An 18,681-nucleotide genomic window follows, 5' to 3' on the forward strand; every position below is an offset into this window, starting at 1 on the left:
CTCGGCGACTCTCGGGCCGGTCGCCCCCGAGTAGAATCGACGCCATGCCTCCCAAGCCCCGGCAACGCGACATCCCGAAGATCCCGGGTGCGGTCAAGTTCTACCGCGTCTCGGCGTACATCACCGGCGTGATGCTCCTGCTGCTCATCTTCGAGATGGTGTTCAAGTACACGCCCCTCCAGCTCGAGATGCAGCTCGGCGGCGAGGGCGGGTTCCTCGTGCCCGAGGGCTCCATCACGACCGGGTTCAACCTGTCGACGGCGATCCTCATCGCCCACGGCTGGCTCTACGTCGTCTACCTCTTCGCCGACTTCCGTCTCTGGAGCCTGATGCGGTGGCCGTTCTCGCGGTTCCTCATCATCGCGCTCGGCGGCGTCGTGCCCCTGCTCTCGTTCTTCGTCGAGAGCCACATGACCAAGCTGGCGCTGCGTGAGCACGCCGCTCTCGTCGCCGACAAGGCGGCCAGGCCCGATCAGACCACCCCGAAGCCCCAGGGAGCATCCGCGTGACAGAAGCCACCGAGACCGCCCAGAGCCCCGTGCTCGTCGTCGACTTCGGTGCGCAGTACGCGCAGCTGATCGCCCGACGCGTGCGCGAGGCCAACGTCTACTCCGAGATCGTGCCGCACACGATCACCGCCGCCGAGATCGCGGCGAAGAACCCCGTCGGCATCGTCCTGAGCGGTGGCCCGTCGAGCGTGTACGAAGAGGGCGCACCGGGTCTCGACCCCGCGATCCTCGACCTCGACGTGCCCGTGCTGGGCATCTGCTACGGGTTCCAGGCCATGGCGAAGGCGCTCGGCGGCGAGGTCTCGCAGACCGGTCAGCGCGAGTACGGCGCGACCGACGTCACCCTCGTGCCGGGTGAGAGCACGCTGCTCTCGGGTCAGCCGCTCGAGCAGACCACGTGGATGAGCCACGGCGACTCGGTCTCGAAGGCCCCCGAGGGCTTCGACGTGCTCGCCTCGAGCGCCTCGACCCCGGTCGCGGCGTTCTCCAGCGACGCCCGCAAGCTCTACGGCGTGCAGTGGCACCCCGAGGTCAAGCACTCGTCGTTCGGTCAGGCCGTGCTCGAGAACTTCCTGCACCGGGCCGCGGGCATCCCCGCCGACTGGAACAGCGGCAACGTCATCGCCGAGCAGGTCGAGCGCATCCGTGCGCAGGTCGGCACCTCGCGCGTCATCTGCGGGCTGTCGGGCGGGGTCGACTCGGCCGTGGCCGCGGCGATCGTGCACGAGGCCGTCGGCGACCAGCTGATCTGCGTGTTCGTCGACCACGGTCTGCTCCGTGCCGACGAGCGTCGTCAGGTCGAAGAGGACTACGTCGCCTCGACCGGCGTGCGTCTCGTCACGGTCGACGCCGAGCAGCAGTTCCTCGACGCGCTGGCCGGGGTCACCGACCCCGAGCAGAAGCGCAAGATCATCGGCCGCGAGTTCATCCGCAGCTTCGAGGGCGCGGCCGAGGCGCTCGTGCTCGAGGCGGCGGCCGAGGGCGAGTCCGACGTCAAGTTCCTCGTGCAGGGCACGCTCTACCCCGACGTGGTCGAGAGCGGTGGAGGCACGGGTACGGCCAACATCAAGAGTCACCACAACGTCGGCGGCCTCCCCGAAGACCTGCAGTTCGAGCTCGTCGAGCCGCTGCGCACGCTCTTCAAAGACGAGGTCCGCGCCATCGGCCGCGAGCTCGGTCTGCCCGAGGTCATCGTCGGTCGCCAGCCGTTCCCCGGGCCCGGTCTCGGCATCCGCATCGTCGGCGAGGTGACGCACGAGCGTCTGGAGCTGCTCCGCGCAGCCGATGCGATCGCCCGCGCCGAGCTGACCGCCGCCGGCCTGGACGACGAGATCTGGCAGTGCCCCGTGGTTCTGCTCGCCGACGTCCGCTCGGTGGGCGTGCAGGGCGACGGCCGCACCTACGGTCACCCGATCGTGCTTCGCCCCGTGTCGTCCGAAGACGCGATGACGGCCGACTGGACCCGCCTGCCGTACGACGTGCTGGCCCGCATCTCGAACCGCATCACGAACGAGGTCGACGGGGTCAACCGCGTCGTGCTCGACGTCACGTCGAAGCCGCCGGGCACCATCGAGTGGGAGTGACGCGCGACGTCGCTCTCGTGGTCTGACCGGTCGCGTCCGACCGGCCCGGAGACGCCCCTCACGTTCGCGTGAGGGGCGTCTCCCGTGTCGCCCCCGTGGGCCGCCCCGTGGGCCCACCCGTGCCGGGGCGGGCGTGCCGCTCTGCTCGAATGGTCAGAAGATGCTCTTCGAGGGCCCCGGAAGGACATCTTCTGACCACTCGATCACGGGGGTGAGCGCCACACGCGAGCCCCGCGCGTACCCGCACGACGCACGCGAAAGCGGGGCCCGTTCCTCTCGGAACGAGCCCCGCCATGGGTGCAGCCGTGTCGCCTAGTCGTTGCCCCGCAGGATCGCGAGCATGCGCAGGATCTCGACGTAGAGCCAGATCACGGTCATGACGATGCCGAAGGCGGCCGACCAGCCGTAGATGCGCGGGGCGCCGCGCTCGACGCCCGTCTTGATCTGGTCGAAGTCGAGCACCAGCGAGTACGCGGCCATCAGGATGACGACGATGCCGATGAGGAACCCGATCGGGATGCCGAAGATCTCGCCGCCGCGGAGACCCCACGGGTTGTTGTTCGCGCCGAAGGCCATGAGACCGAGGTTGAGCAGCGAGAAGAGGCCGTAGCTGACCATGCCGATCATGAAGATCTTGGTGGCGCGCTTCGACGCACGCACCTTGCCGCTCTTGAAGAGCAGCAGGGTGACGGTGAACACGGCGGCCGTGCCGAGCAGCGCCTGGGTGACGATGCCGTCGAACTGGTTCTCGAAGATCACCGAGATGCCACCGACGAAGAGACCCTGGGCGGCCGAGTAGGCGAGCACGAGACCGGCCGACGGCTTCTTCTTGAAGATGTTGACCAGCGCGAGCACGAAGCCGGCGATGGCGCCGACGATCGCGAGCGCCGGGACGAACCAGCCCACTGCGGCGCCGACGAGCACGACCGCGAAGGCGAGCAGCGTCTTCGTGATGGTGTCTTCGTAGGTCATGCGGTCGGTCTGCGACGGGCCGGCCGAGGGCTGCGTGTAGAGGTTCTGCAGCTGCTCGGCGGTCATGCCGTCGTACTCGACGGGGCGCTGGCCAGCAGCGGCGCCGGCCTGCTGCTGCCGGATCACGGCAGCGCCCTTCTCAGAGAAGGCCGGCGACTGACTGAAGCCGGGATTCGAGAATGCCATCAGGATCCTTGTCTTGGTGATCGTGTCGGCCGCCGAGGGACTCGTCGACCGTTGGTCAACCGTAACGGTTGGTTTGTCTCGGATGGCTGGGGATACGCCTGATGAGAGCCGTATTCGCGCCGAGCGAACATGCAGTTCGTGCACCGTTCACGCGGCGGCGGTCGGAAGCGACCGGGACGTCGAGGGAGGCGCGCTACCGTGGCCGCGTGACCCCCGTCCCGCTCGTCATCGCCCACCGCGGAGCCAGCGGCTACCGTCCCGAGCACTCCGAGGCCGCGTACCGCCTGGCCGTCGAGCTCGGAGCCGATGCGATCGAGCCCGACATCGTGGCCAGTCGCGACGGAGTGCTCGTCCTCCGGCACGAGAACGAGATCTCGGGCACGACCGACGTCGCCGACCGCCCCGAGTTCGCGGATCGCCGCACGACGAAGCGCATCGAGGGCGCCGACGTCACGGGCTGGTTCACCGAGGATCTCACCTGGGCCGAGCTCTCGACCCTGACCGTGCGCGAGCGGCTGCCCGAGTTGCGTCCGCGCAGCGCCGAGCACGACGGGACGGGACGCATGCTCCGTCTGTCCGATCTGCTGCGCCTCCTCGATGCCGCCGACCGGCCCGTCGGGCTGGTCGCCGAGATCAAGCACGCCGCCTACTTCGAGTCGATCGGGCTGCCGCTCGACGCTCTCGTGGCCGACGAGCTGCGGGCGGCGGGCTGGGCGGGCGACGAGCGCCTCACGATCGAGAGCTTCGAGCGGACCGTGCTCGATCAGGTGCGGGCCCGGGGTGTCGGCGCGCGCTACGTCTACCTGCTCGAGAAGCGCGGGGCGGCGGCCGACCTCGTCGCGAGTCTCGGCTCGGCCGCGCCGACCTACGCCGAGCAGCTCGACGAGGCGTCGCTCGCGGGCCTCGCCGCCGACGGTCTGCACGGCATCAGCCTCGACAAGACGACCCTGATCGACGCCGACGGGACGACCGACCCGCGGGTCGTCGACCGGGCGCACGCCGCGGGGCTGCAGGTCTTCGCGTGGACGCTGCGGGCCGAGAACGCCTTCCTGTCGAAGGCGCACCGGGGCCCGGGCGGGCGCGCGGCGCAGGGGCACCACGCCGACGAGTTCCGTGCCCTGATGGCCCTCGGTCTCGACGGGGTCTTCGCCGACCAGCCCGAGCTCGCGATCGCCGTCCGCGACGCGCTCTGAGCGGCGGACCGAGGCCGGGGAGCCGAGGAGGCGCGGTGCCCGTCCACCTGCACCGCACCTCCTCGGCCCCACTGTCGGTGGCCCCGTTTAGACTGACCCGGACATGACGATCGTGCTCGACCCCTCAGACCCCACCGGTGCCGCCGGCGACCCCTTGACGGCCGGGCTCAACCCCCAGCAGAAAGAGGCGGTCGAGTACCGCGGGCAGTCGCTGCTGATCGTGGCCGGCGCGGGCTCGGGCAAGACGAGCGTGCTGACCCGCCGCATCGCCGGGCTGATCGCGTCGCGCGAGGCCTGGCCGAGTCAGATCCTCGCCATCACGTTCACCAACAAGGCCGCGGCCGAGATGCGCGAGCGCGTCGCCCACCTGGTCGGGCAGGCCGGCGAGGGCATGTGGATCTCGACGTTCCACTCGGCGTGCGTGCGCATCCTGCGGCGTGAGGCCGAGCAGTTCGGCTTCACGAAGTCGTTCACGATCTACGACTCGGCCGACTCGCGGGCCCTGCTCAAGCGCATCCTCAAGCAGCTCGACGCCGACACCCTCGGGTTCACCGTCAGCCAGGCGTCCGGCAAGATCTCGAAGCTGAAGAACGAGCTGACCGACGTCGAGACCTACGCGCGCCAGGTCAACGCGGGCGACCCGCAAGACGTCATGTTTCTCGAGATCTTCCGCCAGTACACCCGCGAGCTGCAGCGGGCGAACGCCTTCGACTTCGACGACCTCATCGCGCAGACGGTGTTCCTGTTCCGGGCGTTCCCGCATGTGGCGGCGACGTATCAGCGGCGGTTCCGCCACATCCTGGTCGACGAGTACCAAGACACGAACCACGCCCAGTACGCGCTGATCCGCGAGCTGACCCGGCCGGTCGATCCCGAGCTGGTCGACGAGCTCGAGCGCGGCGGGCAGTTCGTGCAGACGATGCGCGACGGCAGCGGTCGGATCCCCGGGGCGTCGTTGACGGTGGTCGGCGACAGCGACCAGTCGATCTACGCGTTCCGCGGCGCCGACATCCGCAACATCGTCGAGTTCGAGCGCGACTTCCCCAACTCGAAGGTCATCCTGCTCGAGCAGAACTACCGCTCGACCCAGAACATCCTCGACGCGGCGAACGCCGTCATCGCCAACAACTTCGACCGTCAGGCCAAGAGCCTGTTCACCACGGTGGGGGCGGGCGAGAAGATCGTCGGCTTCACCGGGTACACCGGTCACGACGAGGCGCAGTTCGTCGCCGACGAGATCGCGGCGCTGCACGAGGCGGGCACGGCCTACAAAGACGTCGCCGTGTTCTACCGCACCAACTCGCAGACGCGAGCGCTCGAAGAGATCTTCATCCGATCGGCCATCCCCTACCGGGTGCTCGGCGGCACGAAGTTCTACGAGCGTGCCGAGATCAAAGACGCGATGGCGTACCTGATCTCGGTCGCGAACCCCGCCGATCCGATGGCGCTGCGTCGCATCATGAACGTGCCCAAGCGCGGCATCGGCCCGGCGACCGAGACCGCGTTGCAGCGGTGGGCCGACACGAACGCGGCCGAGGCTCCGACCCCGCTCCGCGACGCGATGCGCAACGCCGACCAGCTCGGGCTCGGCCCGAAGGTCACCGGGGCGATCCGCGGGCTGGCGACCCTTCTCGACGAGGTGCAGAAGACCGCGGCGACGGCCCCGGTGCACGAGATCCTCACGGCGCTCATCGAGGGCAGCGGTCTGGTCGAGGTGCTGCGCGCCTCCCGCGACCCGCAAGACGAGGCCCGGGCCGAGAACATCGACGAGCTCGTGGCGGTCACGAAAGAGTTCCAGAAGAACAACCCCGACGGCACGCTGCTCGACTTCCTCACCGAGGTCACCCTCGTCGCGGCGGCCGACGACCTCGACGACACGAGCGGCACGGTGTCGCTGATGACGCTGCACACCGCGAAGGGGCTCGAGTACGAGGCGGTGTTCCTCACCGGTGTCGAAGAGGACCTCCTGCCGCACCGCATGTCGGCGAGCGAGCCGGGCGGGCCGGCCGAAGAGCGGCGTCTGTTCTACGTGGGCATCACGCGGGCGCGGCAGAAGCTGTTCATCTCGCTGGCGATGACACGCGCGCAGTTCGGCGAGGTCAACGTGGCGATGCCGTCGCGCTATCTGCAAGAGATCCCCGCCGAGCTCATCGACTGGAAGCAGTCGCCCGGCATGGCGAACGGTCGCGGCGGCACGCAGCCGCGGGCGCTCAATGCACGACGCGAGGGTGCAGGCGGCGGGGGCGGTCTCGGGGGCACGCCCCGCGCCTCCGGCGGGTACGGCGGCGGCAGCTACGACCGGGCGACGGCTGCCTCGAAGACGAAGCCGAAGACGGAGTGGGCCAACCGGGTCACGGGCACCGTGCGCGACAACGGCGATCTCGAGCTCGAGACGGGCGACCGCATCTCGCACATCGACTTCGGCGAGGGTCGCGTCATGGCGGTCACGGGGGTCGGCGCTCGCCGCATCGCCGAGGTGCTGTTCGACTCGGCGGGTCGCAAGAAGCTGCTGATCAAGGTCGCACCGATCACGAAGGTCTGATCACCGCCGAGTCCGCCGACCCTCGGGTCGAGGTCTGGGGCAGAGGGCCGGGCGGTCGGCGGACGACACGGATGCGGTGCTCGCCCAGCACGAGCACATCGCGACTGACGATCTTCACCGGCACTGCCGGGACCAGCGCCGACACGCTCTCGCCGCCCCGCTCGACGAGCGTGCCGTTGCCCGAGTCGAGGTCCTCCGCCCAGACCGACCCGTCGGGGCGGGCCATGACGCGGAGGTGGCGACGGGAGATCGATCGCGTCGGGTCGTCGATCGCGACCAGTTCGTCGCCGGTCGCCGTGTCGGTCGCCGGCTGAGAGGCGTGGTCGGTCTCCGGCTGGGTCGGGTGGCCCGTCGTCGGGTCGCCCGGAGTCGGGTTCATCGCGGCCGCGGGGTGCGTCTGCGATTGGATCGTCGAGCCTGCCGAGGAGGTGCGGGTCGCCCCCGTCGGACGCCTCCCGATCACGATCGGTCGCCCTCCGATCTGCACCCGCGAGCCGTCGGGCAGCTCGAGGTCGAGGTGGCGGGGGCGGAGCAGCGTCGTGTCGAGGTCGTCGACGGGGTGACGGGCGGCTGTGGTGCTGCTCGTGCCCGTGGCGGCAGCGGGCGCGGGTGCGGGTGCCGCCGACCGTGGCGCGGGGGAGGGGGTCGGGATCGGCGCTGCAAGCGGGGGCGCCGCGGGGGCCGGTGCCGCTACCGGCATGGTCATGGGCATCTTGGTGACCGCTGGCATCGCCGTCGTCTCCAGCGGTAGGTAGGGCAGTCGGACGACCCGCGAGAGCAGGCCCTGCTCGCGCAGTCGTGCCGCGCTCTCGGGGGTGAGGAGGTCGGGCGGCGCTACCGGGGCTCCCTTGCGCCTCCTCTTCTTGTTCTTCCCTCGACCGGGTCGCACTCGAGACTCCTCTGTGGAAAACAAAACGGTCTACTTACCCTATGTGACATATTGGAGTCCGTCGCCCAGCCGGGGCGGCTCCGACCGAGAGAGATCACTCATGGCAAACGTCACCGTCACCTACGACGACCTCCGTACCCAGTCCACTCAGCTCCGCAACGGCCAGCGCGCCATCGAAGACCAGCTCGGGCAGCTCAAGTCGCAGATCGCGAACCTCGTCTCGTCTGGCTACGTGACCGACAAGTCGTCCAAGGCGTTCGACTCGACCTACTCCGAGTTCACGACCGGCGCGACGACGACGATCGCCGCGCTCGAGGGCCTGGCCGGGTTCCTCGAGAGCGCCGCCAACGCCCTCGAGAGCACCGACGCGCAGCTCGCCAGCAGCCTGGGCTGACCCGACCGACCACCCCGTGGCCGCCCCGACACGACCGGGGCGGCCACTCTGACGAGAGGAGACCGGTATGGGGCGATCGACCCTGACGGTTCGCGGCAGTTCGCTCGAGGCCCTGTTCTCGACGCTGACCGTGATCAAGAGAGAGCTCGAGGCGGCAGACGGTTCGGCGGACGAGGCCGCCGACGCCTGCGGGCACGCGGGCCTCGCAGAACGCGTGAGGTTGTTCTCAACCGAATGGAACGATGTGAGGCGCGGCCTCTCCGAGTCGCTCGGCGACCTCGGGCGTGCGGCCGGGGCGTTGGCCGACGGCTTCTCCGAGGTCGAGAACCAGCTGGCCGGCCAGATGGCGGGGCGCCGCTGATGTCGGGCGAGTTGTGGGCGATGCCGGTGGCGCCGGTGTCGGGCGATGCGGGCCGGGTCGTGATGATGGCCGACCGGTTCGGATCGACGGCCGAGTCGATCCGGTCGGCGGCACGGTCGCTGCGGGCGCTGGACGACGGCGGGTCGTCGAGTGACGCGGTCGATGCGTTCTTGGCGAAGGCGGGCGTGCTCGCCGAGCAGATGGGTCGGGCGGAGGGGCGCTACGAGGCCGCGGGTGGTGCTCTGGTGGCATATGCGCGGGTGCTGTCCGTGGCGCAGGAGTCCGCGGGTCGTGCTCTCCGTCAGTACGAGTCCGCGGTCGACGACCACGAGGTGAATCATCGACAGGCGGAGAGATTCCGCGGGGAGGCGATGCTCGAGCCCGACGAGCTGTCGAAGCAGTGGTTGGAAGACCAAGAACGGCTGCACCGGTCGAGAAGCGACGACGCGAGGAGGCGCGTGATCGATCTGGGGCGGGTGGTCGACGAGGCGCACGCCGAGGTCGCGGCAGCGGCGACCGTCGCGATCTCACGTTTCGACGGTGCGAGTGGCGACGGCCTGCGCGACTCGGTCTTCGACGACATCGGCGGCGCCGTCGGCGTCGCCTACGAGGGCTTCCAGACCTGGATGGAAGACAACGACGCCTGGATCTCGATCGTCATCGACGTGGCATCGGTCGTCGGAGTCGTTCTGATGGGCATAGCCATGTTCATCCCGGGCGTGAATGCAGTTGCCCTGCTCGCCGCCGGGCTTGTCCTCGCGCTGTCGACCGCGAGGGCCTTGGCGGGAACGGGCACCTGGGAAGAGGTCGCGGTCGCTCTGCTGTCGATGGCCTTCGTCGGGTCGGGGGCCCTGGTGGGAAAGGGGCTGAGTCGATCCGTCGACACCCTCCGCGCGACGCGAACCTCGCAACTCATCGAATCGGGTGCAAGCCCGAGCCTGGCGAAGGCCTATGTCAGCCGTATGTGGAGCCGGTCGCGCCCAGGCATTCTGCATAAGAGCCTCGTCCGATCTCTAGGCGACCCTTTCGCCGCTCAGGTCTCCCGCTTCATCAGCCCACCCCGCGTGGCTGGCGTCGTCGACGACCCCGTCGTCATCGCCGAGATGACGCGCAAGTTGAACCTTATGCGCGGGTTCCAGTTCGGAGACATCTTGCTGGCAGTCGGTGGTCGCGTTCACGACCGATTGGAAACCGACAATCGTCCGAAATCGAAGGTTCTGATTGGGGGCGCCTGGTGACGCACAGTATTGAGTGGCATCACCCCGGAGACTCCTTGGACCGCTGGATAATCGCGCAGATCTTCTTCTATTTCTCGACGCCGTTGACGCTCGTCCTATCTCAAGGCCCCTTCGCCCTCTACGGCATCATCGAGCTGTTCTGGATGAGTCGAGGGCGTCGGACTGAGTTAGCTGATCCTGCGGATCCTTCTTCGCTTGCTTGGCCGCCCTTTATCCTCCCGGGTTGGATCTTCGTGATTCTGACCGTGTTCGTCGTCTGCACCCTCGTATTGACTTTCGTCGGTCCCAAAGCAGGTCCGATCAGAGCTCATCCGTGGATGCTTCCATTCTTCTGGGGTATCAGCGCCTTCTTCCTGGCGGACTATTCGATCGCTTTCGACTATGCAGAGGGGTGGCCGACTTACGTCGTCTACTTCGCGGCGGTCATGGGGGCGTGCTCCGTGGTCGGGTTCGCGGCGGCGGTGGTCCGCAGCGTGCGGGAACGGGCCGAGCGGCGGCGTGAACAGGCGGTCGAGGCATGAGCCGGACGTTCGTGCATCGCTCGGTGAGTGGCGCGGCGCGGTCGTATTCGCTCGTTCTGCCGGCGGGCTTCGTCCATGTGGGCGGGTCGTGGTCAGCCGACACCGCTCTCGCCGAGGTCGTCGGTCAGCTCGGGCTGGAGGGTGACGACGAGCGCGACTTCCGAAGGCAGGCTCGCCCGATCCTCGACGGCATCCCCCCGACGCAGAGCGGCTTGCGGCTGCTCGACAGCTACGTCCTCGCAGGCACCTGGCCGGGCACCCGCATCTCGGCCACCATCACCTGCGGGGTGGCGGACGTGCCCGCCGGCACAGACCCCGACGACACGCTGATGGCGCAGGCCGCCAGACACGGCGGATCGATCACAGCGGTCGCCGGGGAACCGGCCGTCTTCTGGACTGACGGCGGCGACGTGGTCGCGCCCCCACGCGTCGACAGACTCGTCGCAGTCCTGCGCCGCAGGACGACGCTCAGCCGCATCCACGGCCTCGCCTCGCATCTCTTCGTCGTCGTCGCCACCGTGGGCAGCGACGATCACGAGGCCGCCGAAGACCCCGACGGGAGCATCGCAGATGCCCTCTCCGACCTCCTGGCGGCGGTCGTCGAGAGCATCCGGTGGCGCGACGAAGCAGGCAGCACCATCACCGACCGGGCCACAGCGTGACCCGCACGCCGCACCCCCTGACTCACGACCCGCAAGGAGAACCGGGATGACCGACGTCGACACCTACGACGACACCCACGATGTGCTCATGGGGTACGACCCCTCGCTCTGGGTCGCCCTGCCACAGGGCTGGCCCTTCCAGGAGCACGCGACAGCCCAGTCGTGGGTCGACGCCACGCTCCACGACATCCGAGGGAGATCCGCTTCAGTGACCCGTTCCGGCCTCAAGCACCTGCGCCGGGTCCTCGAGCATCTGGCGCAGATCCCTCGCGAGGGCGAATCGCACTACCTCTTCGCCCCGACGATCGACGAGCTGGCCGGGCCGCTCCGGGTGCAGTACGGATTCTGCGACGGAGAACGGGAGACCATGTTGCGGCGGCTCGTGCTCGAGACCGACCTGGACCAGATCGAGCCGCCCCTCCTCGAGGCCTTCTCGACTCCCGACCTCGGTGACGGATGGCGCGGCGTCCGGTTCGCCGAGCACGAGGGCGCGCTCGAGGCGGCCGTCGTCTACTCGTTCCGTGTCGAGCCCTACGACCTCCGCGTCAGCCTCCACATCGGACCTCCCGAGCAGACCAGCACGCTCGTCCCGTTCAGCGACGACTTCGTCCAGGGCATCAGCGTGGTGCCCGCCCAGTGAGGATCAGCGCCACAGTCAGACACGAACCGTCTCAGCAGACCGCCGACTTCGTCTGGGAGGCGGAGCCAGGCACCACCTTGGCCGCGATCGTCGGGCATGCCGCGAGCCACCTCGGCGTCCACGCGGCCGAAACGCAGCACATCCACGTCGACGGAGAGTCGATCGACCCGCGCCGCACCGTCGAGGAGGGTGCGATCGTCGACGGCGCGGTCATCAGCTTCGGAGCGCCGCCGAGCGTCCCGCGGGTACCGGACGACCTGCCCACCGTCCGCATCGTGGGTGGACCGGGGGCGGGCACGGTCTTCGTCGTCGACCCCGGCGTCGTCGTGATCGGGCGGGGCAGCGGGTCGACGGTCGTCCTCGACGACCCTCTCGTGCCTCCTCTCGCGGCCGCCTTGACACTCGACGGGGCCGGTCGCTTCAGCATCGCGCCGGCCCGAGCGGCGGAAGACGGTTCGAGCGCGACCGCCGACGACGCGACGAGGTCCGCAGCCGCCCGCCCGTCGGCGACAGACGCCGGCGACTCGACCGGCGCCGAGACCGACGGGCTCGCGTCCGTGTACGTCGACCGGCGTCGGATCACTGCACCCACCGACCTCGACGAGAACAGCATCGTGACGATCGGCGCGACCCTGCTCGCGGTGTCGGGGTCGGGAGGCGCCCGTGCGGCCACCAGTCCGACCGACGGCGGCGGATACGTCGACTACGCCCGGCCTCCGCGACTGCTGCCGGACGACCCGCCGACGGTGTTCCGCTATCCGCCAGAACCACAGCCTCCGGCGCGTCGCCCGCTCCCCATCGTCGCCGCAATCGCGCCCCTGATCATGGCCGTCGTCATGGTGCGCCTCTTCGGCAATCTCGGCTTCCTGGCCTTCGGGCTCATGTCGCCGGTCGTGCTCGTCGGCAACTACCTCTACGACCGCCGGAACGGCCGCACCTCGCATCGACGTCGACTCGCCGAGCACGAGGCGACGAAGGCCGCCATCGCGGACGACGCCGCCGCAGCCGTCCGACAGGTCGAGGCCCACCGGCGGCTCACCGCGCCCGACCCGGCGACGGTCCTCGACACCGCCATCCGCCGCCGCTCCCGGCTGTGGGAGCGACGACGCGGTCACGCCGACCACCTCGCCCTCCGGGTCGGAACCGCCGACATGCCCTCCGGCGTCACGGTCGAGGACCCGGCCGAGCTGGAGCACCGGCGGATCGTGTCGCGACCGGCCCTCGACGTGCCCGTGAGCATCGCACTCGGCGAGCACGGGGTCGTCGGCCTCGCCGGACGACCCGATGACACCCGCTCACTCGCCACCTGGTTCGTCGCCCAGCTCGCCGTGCTGCAGAGCCCCCGCGACGTCGAGATCGTCGTGCTCACGGCCCCAGAGGGGCGCGAGGCCTGGGCCTGGCTGCGGTGGGTGCCGCACGCGCGGACCGACCCGGGAGGAGACCGGGCCATCCGCCTCGCGGTCGAGTCGGCGGGTGTGGCACGCCGACTCGCCGACCTGGGCAAGCTCGTCGACGCCCGCCGCCGAGCCGAGCGGGAGGGCCACGGTCGTCAGACCGTCGCCAGCGGCCCCGACGTCGTCGTCATCATCGACGGCGCACGGCGGCTCCGCACCCTGCCCGGGCTCGTCCCCCTGCTCCGCGACGGACCGGAGGTGGGCATCCGCTCCATCTGCCTCGACGCCGACGCGCGGTCGCTGCCCGAGGAGTGCCTCGCCGTGGTCACCTGCTCTCCGACGGGTCACACGGTCGCCGTCGACCGCGCCCCCGTCGTCGAGCGTGTGCGCCCCGACCGTCTGCCGGTCGGATGGGCCGACGCCGTGGCCCGAGGCCTCGCCCCGCTGATCGACGTGGGGGACGAGGACGACGCGGCCGGTCTGCCCTCCCGATCGCGCCTCCTCGACGTCCTCGACCTGACCGAACCGACGGCGGCGAAGGTCCAGGCGCGGTGGAGCGCCCGAGCCCCCACCACCGAAGTCGTCGTCGGCCACGGGATCGACGGACGCTTCTCGTTCGACCTGCGCACCGACGGGCCGCACGGACTCGTGGCGGGGACGACCGGTTCGGGCAAGTCGGAGCTGCTGCAGAGCATCGTCGCGTCGCTCGCGTCGTCGAACACACCCGACTCGATGACGTTCGTGCTCGTCGACTACAAGGGCGGTGCGGCCTTCCGGGACCTCGCGGCCCTGCCGCACACGGTCGGTCTGGTCACCGATCTCGACCCCCACCTCGTCGAACGGGCACTCGAGTCGCTCGGGGCCGAGCTCCTGCGACGAGAGCACCTGCTCGCCGAAGCCGGCGCGAAGGACATCGAAGACTACCTGGAGGTGCGAGACAGGCGCGCGCGACCCGTCGTGCTGCCGCGCCTGGTCATCGTGATCGACGAGTTCGCGAGCCTCGCTCGCGAGCTGCCGGACTTCGTCACGGGGCTCGTGAACATCGCCCAGCGGGGGCGCTCGCTCGGGGTGCACCTCATCCTCGCGACGCAGCGTCCGACGGGTGTCGTGACCGGCGACATCCGCGCCAACACCAACCTGCGGATCGCCCTCCGCGTGACCGACGACGTCGAGAGCACCGACGTCATCGACGCCCGGGACTCCGCCGGCATCTCGAAGTCGACCCCCGGGCGGGCCTTCGCCCGACTCGGGGCCGGAGCCCTGCTGCCGTTCCAGGCCGGCCGCGTCGGCGGCCGAGCCCCCGGAGCCGCGACGGTCTCGGACCGACCTCTCTGGGGCGCCGTCGTCGCCGCGTCGTCGATCGGCGGCCCGCTGCCCACACCCCCGCAGGAGGCGCGGGTCGTCGACGCGGACGAGACCGACCTCGTGCAGCTGGTCGCCGCCATCGCCGAGGCCGTCGAACGGCTCGGGCGCCCCGAGCCGCACCGCCCCTGGCTCGACGCGCTGCCCGAGACCATCACCCTCGACGAGATCCGCCGCGCGCACGCCGTCGCTCCGACGGCCGGGGGTCGCCTCGCCGCGTTCCCGTTCGGTCTCGAGGACCACCCGTCGAGTCAAGCTCGCCGACCGGCCACGTTCGACCTCGAGCACGACGGCCACCTCTACATCGTCGGGGCGCCGCGGACCGGCCGGTCGCAGGTGCTGAGGGCGCTCGCCGCCTCGATCGCCTCCGGGGCGTCGGCCGCCGACGTGCATCTCTACGGTCTGGACTGCGGCAGTGGCGCGCTGCTCCCGATGCTGCGGCTGCCGCACGTCGGCGCGATCGTGCAACGCACCGAGACCGAACGAGCCGCGCGCCTCCTGTCGCGGCTCGTCGGGGAGTGCCTCCGGCGACAGGAGGTCCTGGCGGACGGCGGGCACGCCGGTGTCGTCGAGCAGCGCCGGGCGGTCGAGCCGTCCGACCGGCTGCCGCACATCGTGCTGATGATCGACCGCTGGGAGGGCTTCGCCGGCGGGCTCGGGGATATCGACGGCGGGAGGCTCACCGAGCAGGTCACGCAGCTGCTGCGGGAGGGGGCGAGCGCGGGGATCCACGTGATCGTCACCGGTGATCGTCAACTCGTCGCCGGACGGTTCTCCACCCTCGTCGACCGCAAGATCGTGCTCCGACTCTCGGACCCCTCCGACTACTCGCTCGCCGGTCTCGACATGCGACGGATGCCGGAGCGGATGCCCGAGGGCAGAGGCGTCGTGGCCGGCACCGGGGTCGAGCTGCAGATCGCGCTCGTCGGTCGAGACCCGTCGGGGCAGGCCCAGGCCGACGACCTGACACGGATCGGTGCGGAGGCGACGACCCGCGATGCGGCCTCGGGCTCGGGCCGACGACCGTTCCGCCTCGACCGGCTCGAGGGGCCGCTCCGTTACGACGACGCCATGAGTCGTCGTCGACACGGCTCGACCGCAGCCGACGGCGACGGCATGTTCGCACTCGTCGGGGTCGGCGGTGACGATCTCGAGGCAGTCGGCCCCGATCTCGCGACGGGCGCGGGGACCTTCATGATCGGCGGTCCGAGCCGCAGCGGGCGCAGCACCCTGCTGCTGTCGGTGGTGCGGTCTCTGGTCGACGGCGGCGCGGAGGTCGTGGTCGTGGCGCCCAGGCCGTCGCCGCTCCGCGAGCTCGAGACCGGTCACGGGGTGCTCGCCGTCGTGACTGGGGCCCGCCCTCGGGAGGAGGAGCTGGCGTCGTGGTTCGACACCGCGCCTCCTCGGCGGGTGCTCGTCGTGGACGACGCAGAACTGCTCCGGGACGCACCGGCTGCGGCCTGGCTGTCGTCATACGTCATGTCGTGCTCCGATCGGGGTCAGGGACTGGTGGTGGCGGGGACGTCGTCCGAGCTGGGGTCGGGTTTCTCCGGCTGGCTGGTCGACGTGAGACGGAACCGCTGCGGAGCCGTGCTCAGCCCGCAGCAGGCGGTGGACGGCGACGTGATCGGCGCGGCACTGCCGAAGAGCTCGCTCGCGGCTCGCCTGCGCCACGGTGTCGCCGTCGTGAACCTGGGCGCCGGCGAGCTGCTGCAGGTCCGGGTCCCGTGGGGATGACGGGTGAGCTGCGGCCGGAGTCGGAGCGTGAGGGCGGGGCGAGGGGCGGGCGGCCGGGCGCCCGCCCCTCGACCTCAGCAGGGTGTCATCGTCCGTCGTCCACCGTGGGGAGTCCATCGGGGTCGAGGGGCGACCGGGCCCGGCCACGCAGAGGGCCCGCGACGAGGGCGATCAGCACCAGGAGCAGTCCGGTGCCCACGACCCCCGCGGCGAGACCGGCGATCCGCACGCCGTCGGGGCCACCGGTGAAGGCCAGCTCCGTCTCGGGGGTCGGCTGCGGTTCGGGCTCGACGACGGCCGGGGTGACCGGCTCCTCGGGGACCTCGGGCACCTCGGGTGCGACGACCGAGACCATCTCCGACTCGTACACGAGGGAGTCCTCGAAGGCCGGGATGACCTGCAGGCCCGACTCGTCGGGCGTCGAACCCGCCGAGGTGAGGACGAACACGTACGTCCCGGGTTCGTCGACCGACACGCACGGCGACTCGTGCCGACCGTCGCCGTCGATCGTCGTGACGACACGGCCCGCGATCAGAGTGGGGTCGAGGTCCGTCAACGGGCCGACGTCGTCTCCCTCGGACAGATCCTCCTCGATGGGGAACGGACCCACGAGGTACGACTCGACGTCGAAGGTCTCCACGGCGGGGTTCATCCCCGAGACGAGGAGCGCATCGCTCACGCAGGTGCCCGTGAGCACCTGCTGCGGACCGACGACCTCGGTGGCGATGGTCGGCGACCACGGGACGAGCGTCGTCTCGGTGGCCGCCCCGAAGACCGACCGCCACGGGCGCAGCCGGTCGCGCCCGGCGTCGGCCGGGGTGTCGGCCGGATCGATGGTCTCGACCCACGTGTAGTAGCCGCCCGAGGGCAGCTCGCAGCCCGGTGTGTCGTAGGTGCCCGGTCCGTCGGTGATGACGAGTTCGACCTCGCAGACCCGTGGCGCATCGTCCGGCCACTCGGCGCTCTCGACGACGGGCGCGGCGAAAGGGCCCATCAGCGTGCTGCGGACGGTGATGGGGACGGGCGCCCATCGACCGCCCGCGTCGTAGCGCCCCCATTCGGCGAGGAGGCCGTCGCCGGGTTCGACCGCGAGCGTCAGCTGGTCGGTCAGAACCGTGCCCGTCTCCGCGACCGCATCGCTCGTCATCGTGGACACGCGGGGCTGGAACGGCAGCGGCGACCTCGACTCGGTCGACGCTCTGCCCGCGGCGGCCACCGAGGTGCCGCCCGAGAAGAGGATCATCTGCGAGCCGACGGCGCTGCTGCCGACCGTCATGATTCGCCCGTAGGGGAGCCCGGTGAACTCCGCCTTCGCCTTCACCGTGACGACCGGGGTCGTGGCGGTCGTGCGGAACGCCAGCGTCTCGCCGTTGCGCGGGGTCGCCGTCGGCCGGCCGTCGGCGAAGACGGCGCCCTCGAGCGTGATCGTGCCGCGGTGCGTGGGCCCGAGCCTGGTCGGCCCTCCGGCCACCCGGTCGACGGTCAGGTCGCCACGGACGGAGCCCGTGCCGTCGTCACGCAGGTCGAGGGCCACCGTGCCGGCGACCGAGCGCGAGGCGGCGGCGGTCGCCTCGGCGAGCATCTCGTTCGCCCGCTGCAGCACCACGGGCCACTGGTCGTTCGCCCGCCCCGCGTAGTAGCGCTGGTCGTGCCCGTTGAGCCCCGTGATCGTCCAGACCGCCAACTGCCCCGCGGCCGCCGTGTTCGGGTCGCTCGTGCCGGCCCAGGTGCGTGCGATGTAGGCGAGGCGGGCGTGATCGGCGGTCGAAACCCCGAAGACGTCGGCGCCCGTCTCGGTGACGTACTCGTTGCCGATCGGCGACGACTTGCCGGCCTCCAGGCAGAACGCCTGACGCCCGTCGGGCAGCCGGTAGGTGCCGAGCCACGAGGCCCGGTCGCCGTTCCACAGATGGCCGGTGCCCAGTCCGGTCGGGGTGATCGCCGAGGCGGGCAGGGCGCCGAGCAGCGTGGCGCCGAGGATGCTCAGCACCAGCAGGAGGGCGGTCGGAAGTCGTCTTCGTGGGGCCCGCGAGGGGGCGTTCGTGGATGTCATGGGACGACGATGACGAGAGGGGCGGGCGTGCCGTCACCGCGCCTCCTCGGCCTGTGGACCGCGACGGGGCGAGCCTCACGGGGGAGGGCGCGGGTGGGGAGGCTGTGGAACGACGGAAGCCCCCGTCGCGCGGTGGCGGCGGGGGCGTCCGGTGGTTCAGGAGGCGTGCTCAGTCGGTCTCGTCGAGATCGATCTCCTCGTCGGCGAGATCGTTCTCGGCTGCGTCGGGCGATCCCTCACGGGGTGCGCCGCCGGTCGGGCCGTCGTTGCCCTCTCCGACGCCGGGGAAGACCGTCTCGCCCGCGACCGCGTCGTTGGTCGCGATCTGCTCGGACTCGGCGAACTCGTCGGCCTGGTCGTAGGGCTTCTCGCCGGAAGCCGCGGGGTTGCTGGTGTCGCTCATGATGGATCCTCTCGGGAGTTCGCGGGATGCGGGTGGGGCGGT

The 18,681-nt window shown here is 70.6% G+C and carries 15 protein-coding genes; 11 read left to right on the forward strand and 4 right to left on the reverse strand.

Annotated features, from left to right (window positions below; genetic code table 11):
- Positions 1–44: 44 nt before the first annotated feature.
- Complete coding sequence (locus tag SOM11_RS05750) at positions 45–509, forward strand: DUF3817 domain-containing protein (protein ID WP_192061072.1); 465 nt, start codon at positions 45–47, stop codon at positions 507–509.
- Complete coding sequence (gene guaA, locus SOM11_RS05755) at positions 506–2,092, forward strand: glutamine-hydrolyzing GMP synthase (protein ID WP_243214514.1); 1,587 nt, start codon at positions 506–508, stop codon at positions 2,090–2,092. Before SOM11_RS05750 ends, guaA begins: the two co-directional genes overlap by 4 nt.
- Positions 2,093–2,404: 312 nt before the next feature.
- Here guaA and SOM11_RS05760 read toward each other — a convergent pair whose 3' ends face one another.
- A complete protein-coding gene (locus tag SOM11_RS05760) occupies positions 2,405–3,250 on the reverse strand; it encodes a Bax inhibitor-1/YccA family protein (RefSeq protein ID WP_192061074.1) in 846 nt (281 codons plus the stop codon).
- Between the two features lie 206 nt (positions 3,251–3,456).
- On the opposite strand from SOM11_RS05760, the gene SOM11_RS05765 reads away from it, so the two are divergent.
- Both SOM11_RS05765 and SOM11_RS05770 read left to right on the forward strand, forming a co-directional pair.
- Complete coding sequence (locus SOM11_RS05765; protein WP_320477460.1) at positions 3,457–4,443, forward strand: glycerophosphodiester phosphodiesterase family protein; 987 nt, start codon at positions 3,457–3,459, stop codon at positions 4,441–4,443.
- Between the two features lie 103 nt (positions 4,444–4,546).
- Complete coding sequence (locus SOM11_RS05770) at positions 4,547–6,985, forward strand: ATP-dependent helicase (protein WP_192061076.1); 2,439 nt, start codon at positions 4,547–4,549, stop codon at positions 6,983–6,985.
- On the opposite strand, the gene SOM11_RS05775 is transcribed toward SOM11_RS05770, so the two are convergent.
- Positions 6,972–7,874, reverse strand: coding sequence for an FHA domain-containing protein (locus SOM11_RS05775; protein ID WP_320477461.1), 903 nt, complete (start codon positions 7,872–7,874; stop codon positions 6,972–6,974). The genes SOM11_RS05770 and SOM11_RS05775 overlap by 14 nt on opposite strands.
- A gap of 100 nt (positions 7,875–7,974) precedes the next feature.
- Here SOM11_RS05775 and SOM11_RS05780 point away from each other — a divergent pair, with 100 nt between their 5' ends.
- The 7 genes from SOM11_RS05780 to SOM11_RS05810 all read left to right on the forward strand — a co-directional run bounded on the left by SOM11_RS05780 (position 7,975) and on the right by SOM11_RS05810 (position 16,183).
- On the forward strand, positions 7,975–8,268 hold the full coding sequence (locus tag SOM11_RS05780) for a WXG100 family type VII secretion target (RefSeq protein ID WP_192061078.1): 294 nt from the start codon (positions 7,975–7,977) through the stop codon (positions 8,266–8,268).
- A 67-nt stretch (positions 8,269–8,335) separates the two neighbouring features.
- Entirely contained in the window at positions 8,336–8,629 is a 294-nt protein-coding gene (locus SOM11_RS05785; protein WP_320477462.1) for a hypothetical protein, read from the forward strand.
- 20 nt (positions 8,630–8,649) lie between these two features.
- The gene (locus SOM11_RS05790; RefSeq protein WP_320477463.1) at positions 8,650–9,867 is read left to right on the forward strand and encodes a putative T7SS-secreted protein; all 1,218 of its coding nucleotides are present in this window, start codon (positions 8,650–8,652) and stop codon (positions 9,865–9,867) included.
- Entirely contained in the window at positions 9,864–10,388 is a 525-nt protein-coding gene (locus SOM11_RS05795; protein ID WP_320477464.1) for a hypothetical protein, read from the forward strand. Before SOM11_RS05790 ends, SOM11_RS05795 begins: the two co-directional genes overlap by 4 nt.
- On the forward strand, positions 10,385–11,050 hold the full coding sequence (locus SOM11_RS05800; protein WP_320477465.1) for a hypothetical protein: 666 nt from the start codon (positions 10,385–10,387) through the stop codon (positions 11,048–11,050). Before SOM11_RS05795 ends, SOM11_RS05800 begins: the two co-directional genes overlap by 4 nt.
- Before the next feature lie 46 nt (positions 11,051–11,096).
- Positions 11,097–11,690 carry a hypothetical protein gene (locus tag SOM11_RS05805; protein WP_320477466.1) on the forward strand — a complete coding sequence of 198 codons (594 nt, stop codon included), beginning with the start codon at positions 11,097–11,099 and terminating at the stop codon, positions 11,688–11,690.
- 77 nt (positions 11,691–11,767) lie between these two features.
- On the forward strand, positions 11,768–16,183 hold the full coding sequence (locus SOM11_RS05810; RefSeq protein WP_320477467.1) for an FtsK/SpoIIIE domain-containing protein: 4,416 nt from the start codon (positions 11,768–11,770) through the stop codon (positions 16,181–16,183).
- A gap of 85 nt (positions 16,184–16,268) precedes the next feature.
- Here the strand turns inward: SOM11_RS05810 and SOM11_RS05815 are convergent, their stop codons facing one another.
- Together SOM11_RS05815 and SOM11_RS05820 are read right to left on the reverse strand one after the other, a co-directional pair.
- Positions 16,269–18,236 carry a thioester domain-containing protein gene (locus tag SOM11_RS05815; protein ID WP_320477468.1) on the reverse strand — a complete coding sequence of 656 codons (1,968 nt, stop codon included), beginning with the start codon at positions 18,234–18,236 and terminating at the stop codon, positions 16,269–16,271.
- A 169-nt stretch (positions 18,237–18,405) separates the two neighbouring features.
- The gene (locus tag SOM11_RS05820; RefSeq protein ID WP_192061086.1) at positions 18,406–18,639 is read right to left on the reverse strand and encodes a hypothetical protein; all 234 of its coding nucleotides are present in this window, start codon (positions 18,637–18,639) and stop codon (positions 18,406–18,408) included.
- Between the last annotated feature and the right edge of the window lie 42 nt (positions 18,640–18,681).

Origin of the sequence: Frigoribacterium sp. CFBP9029 (genome assembly GCF_034045305.1) — a bacterium.
Taxonomy (GTDB): domain Bacteria; phylum Actinomycetota; class Actinomycetes; order Actinomycetales; family Microbacteriaceae; genus Frigoribacterium.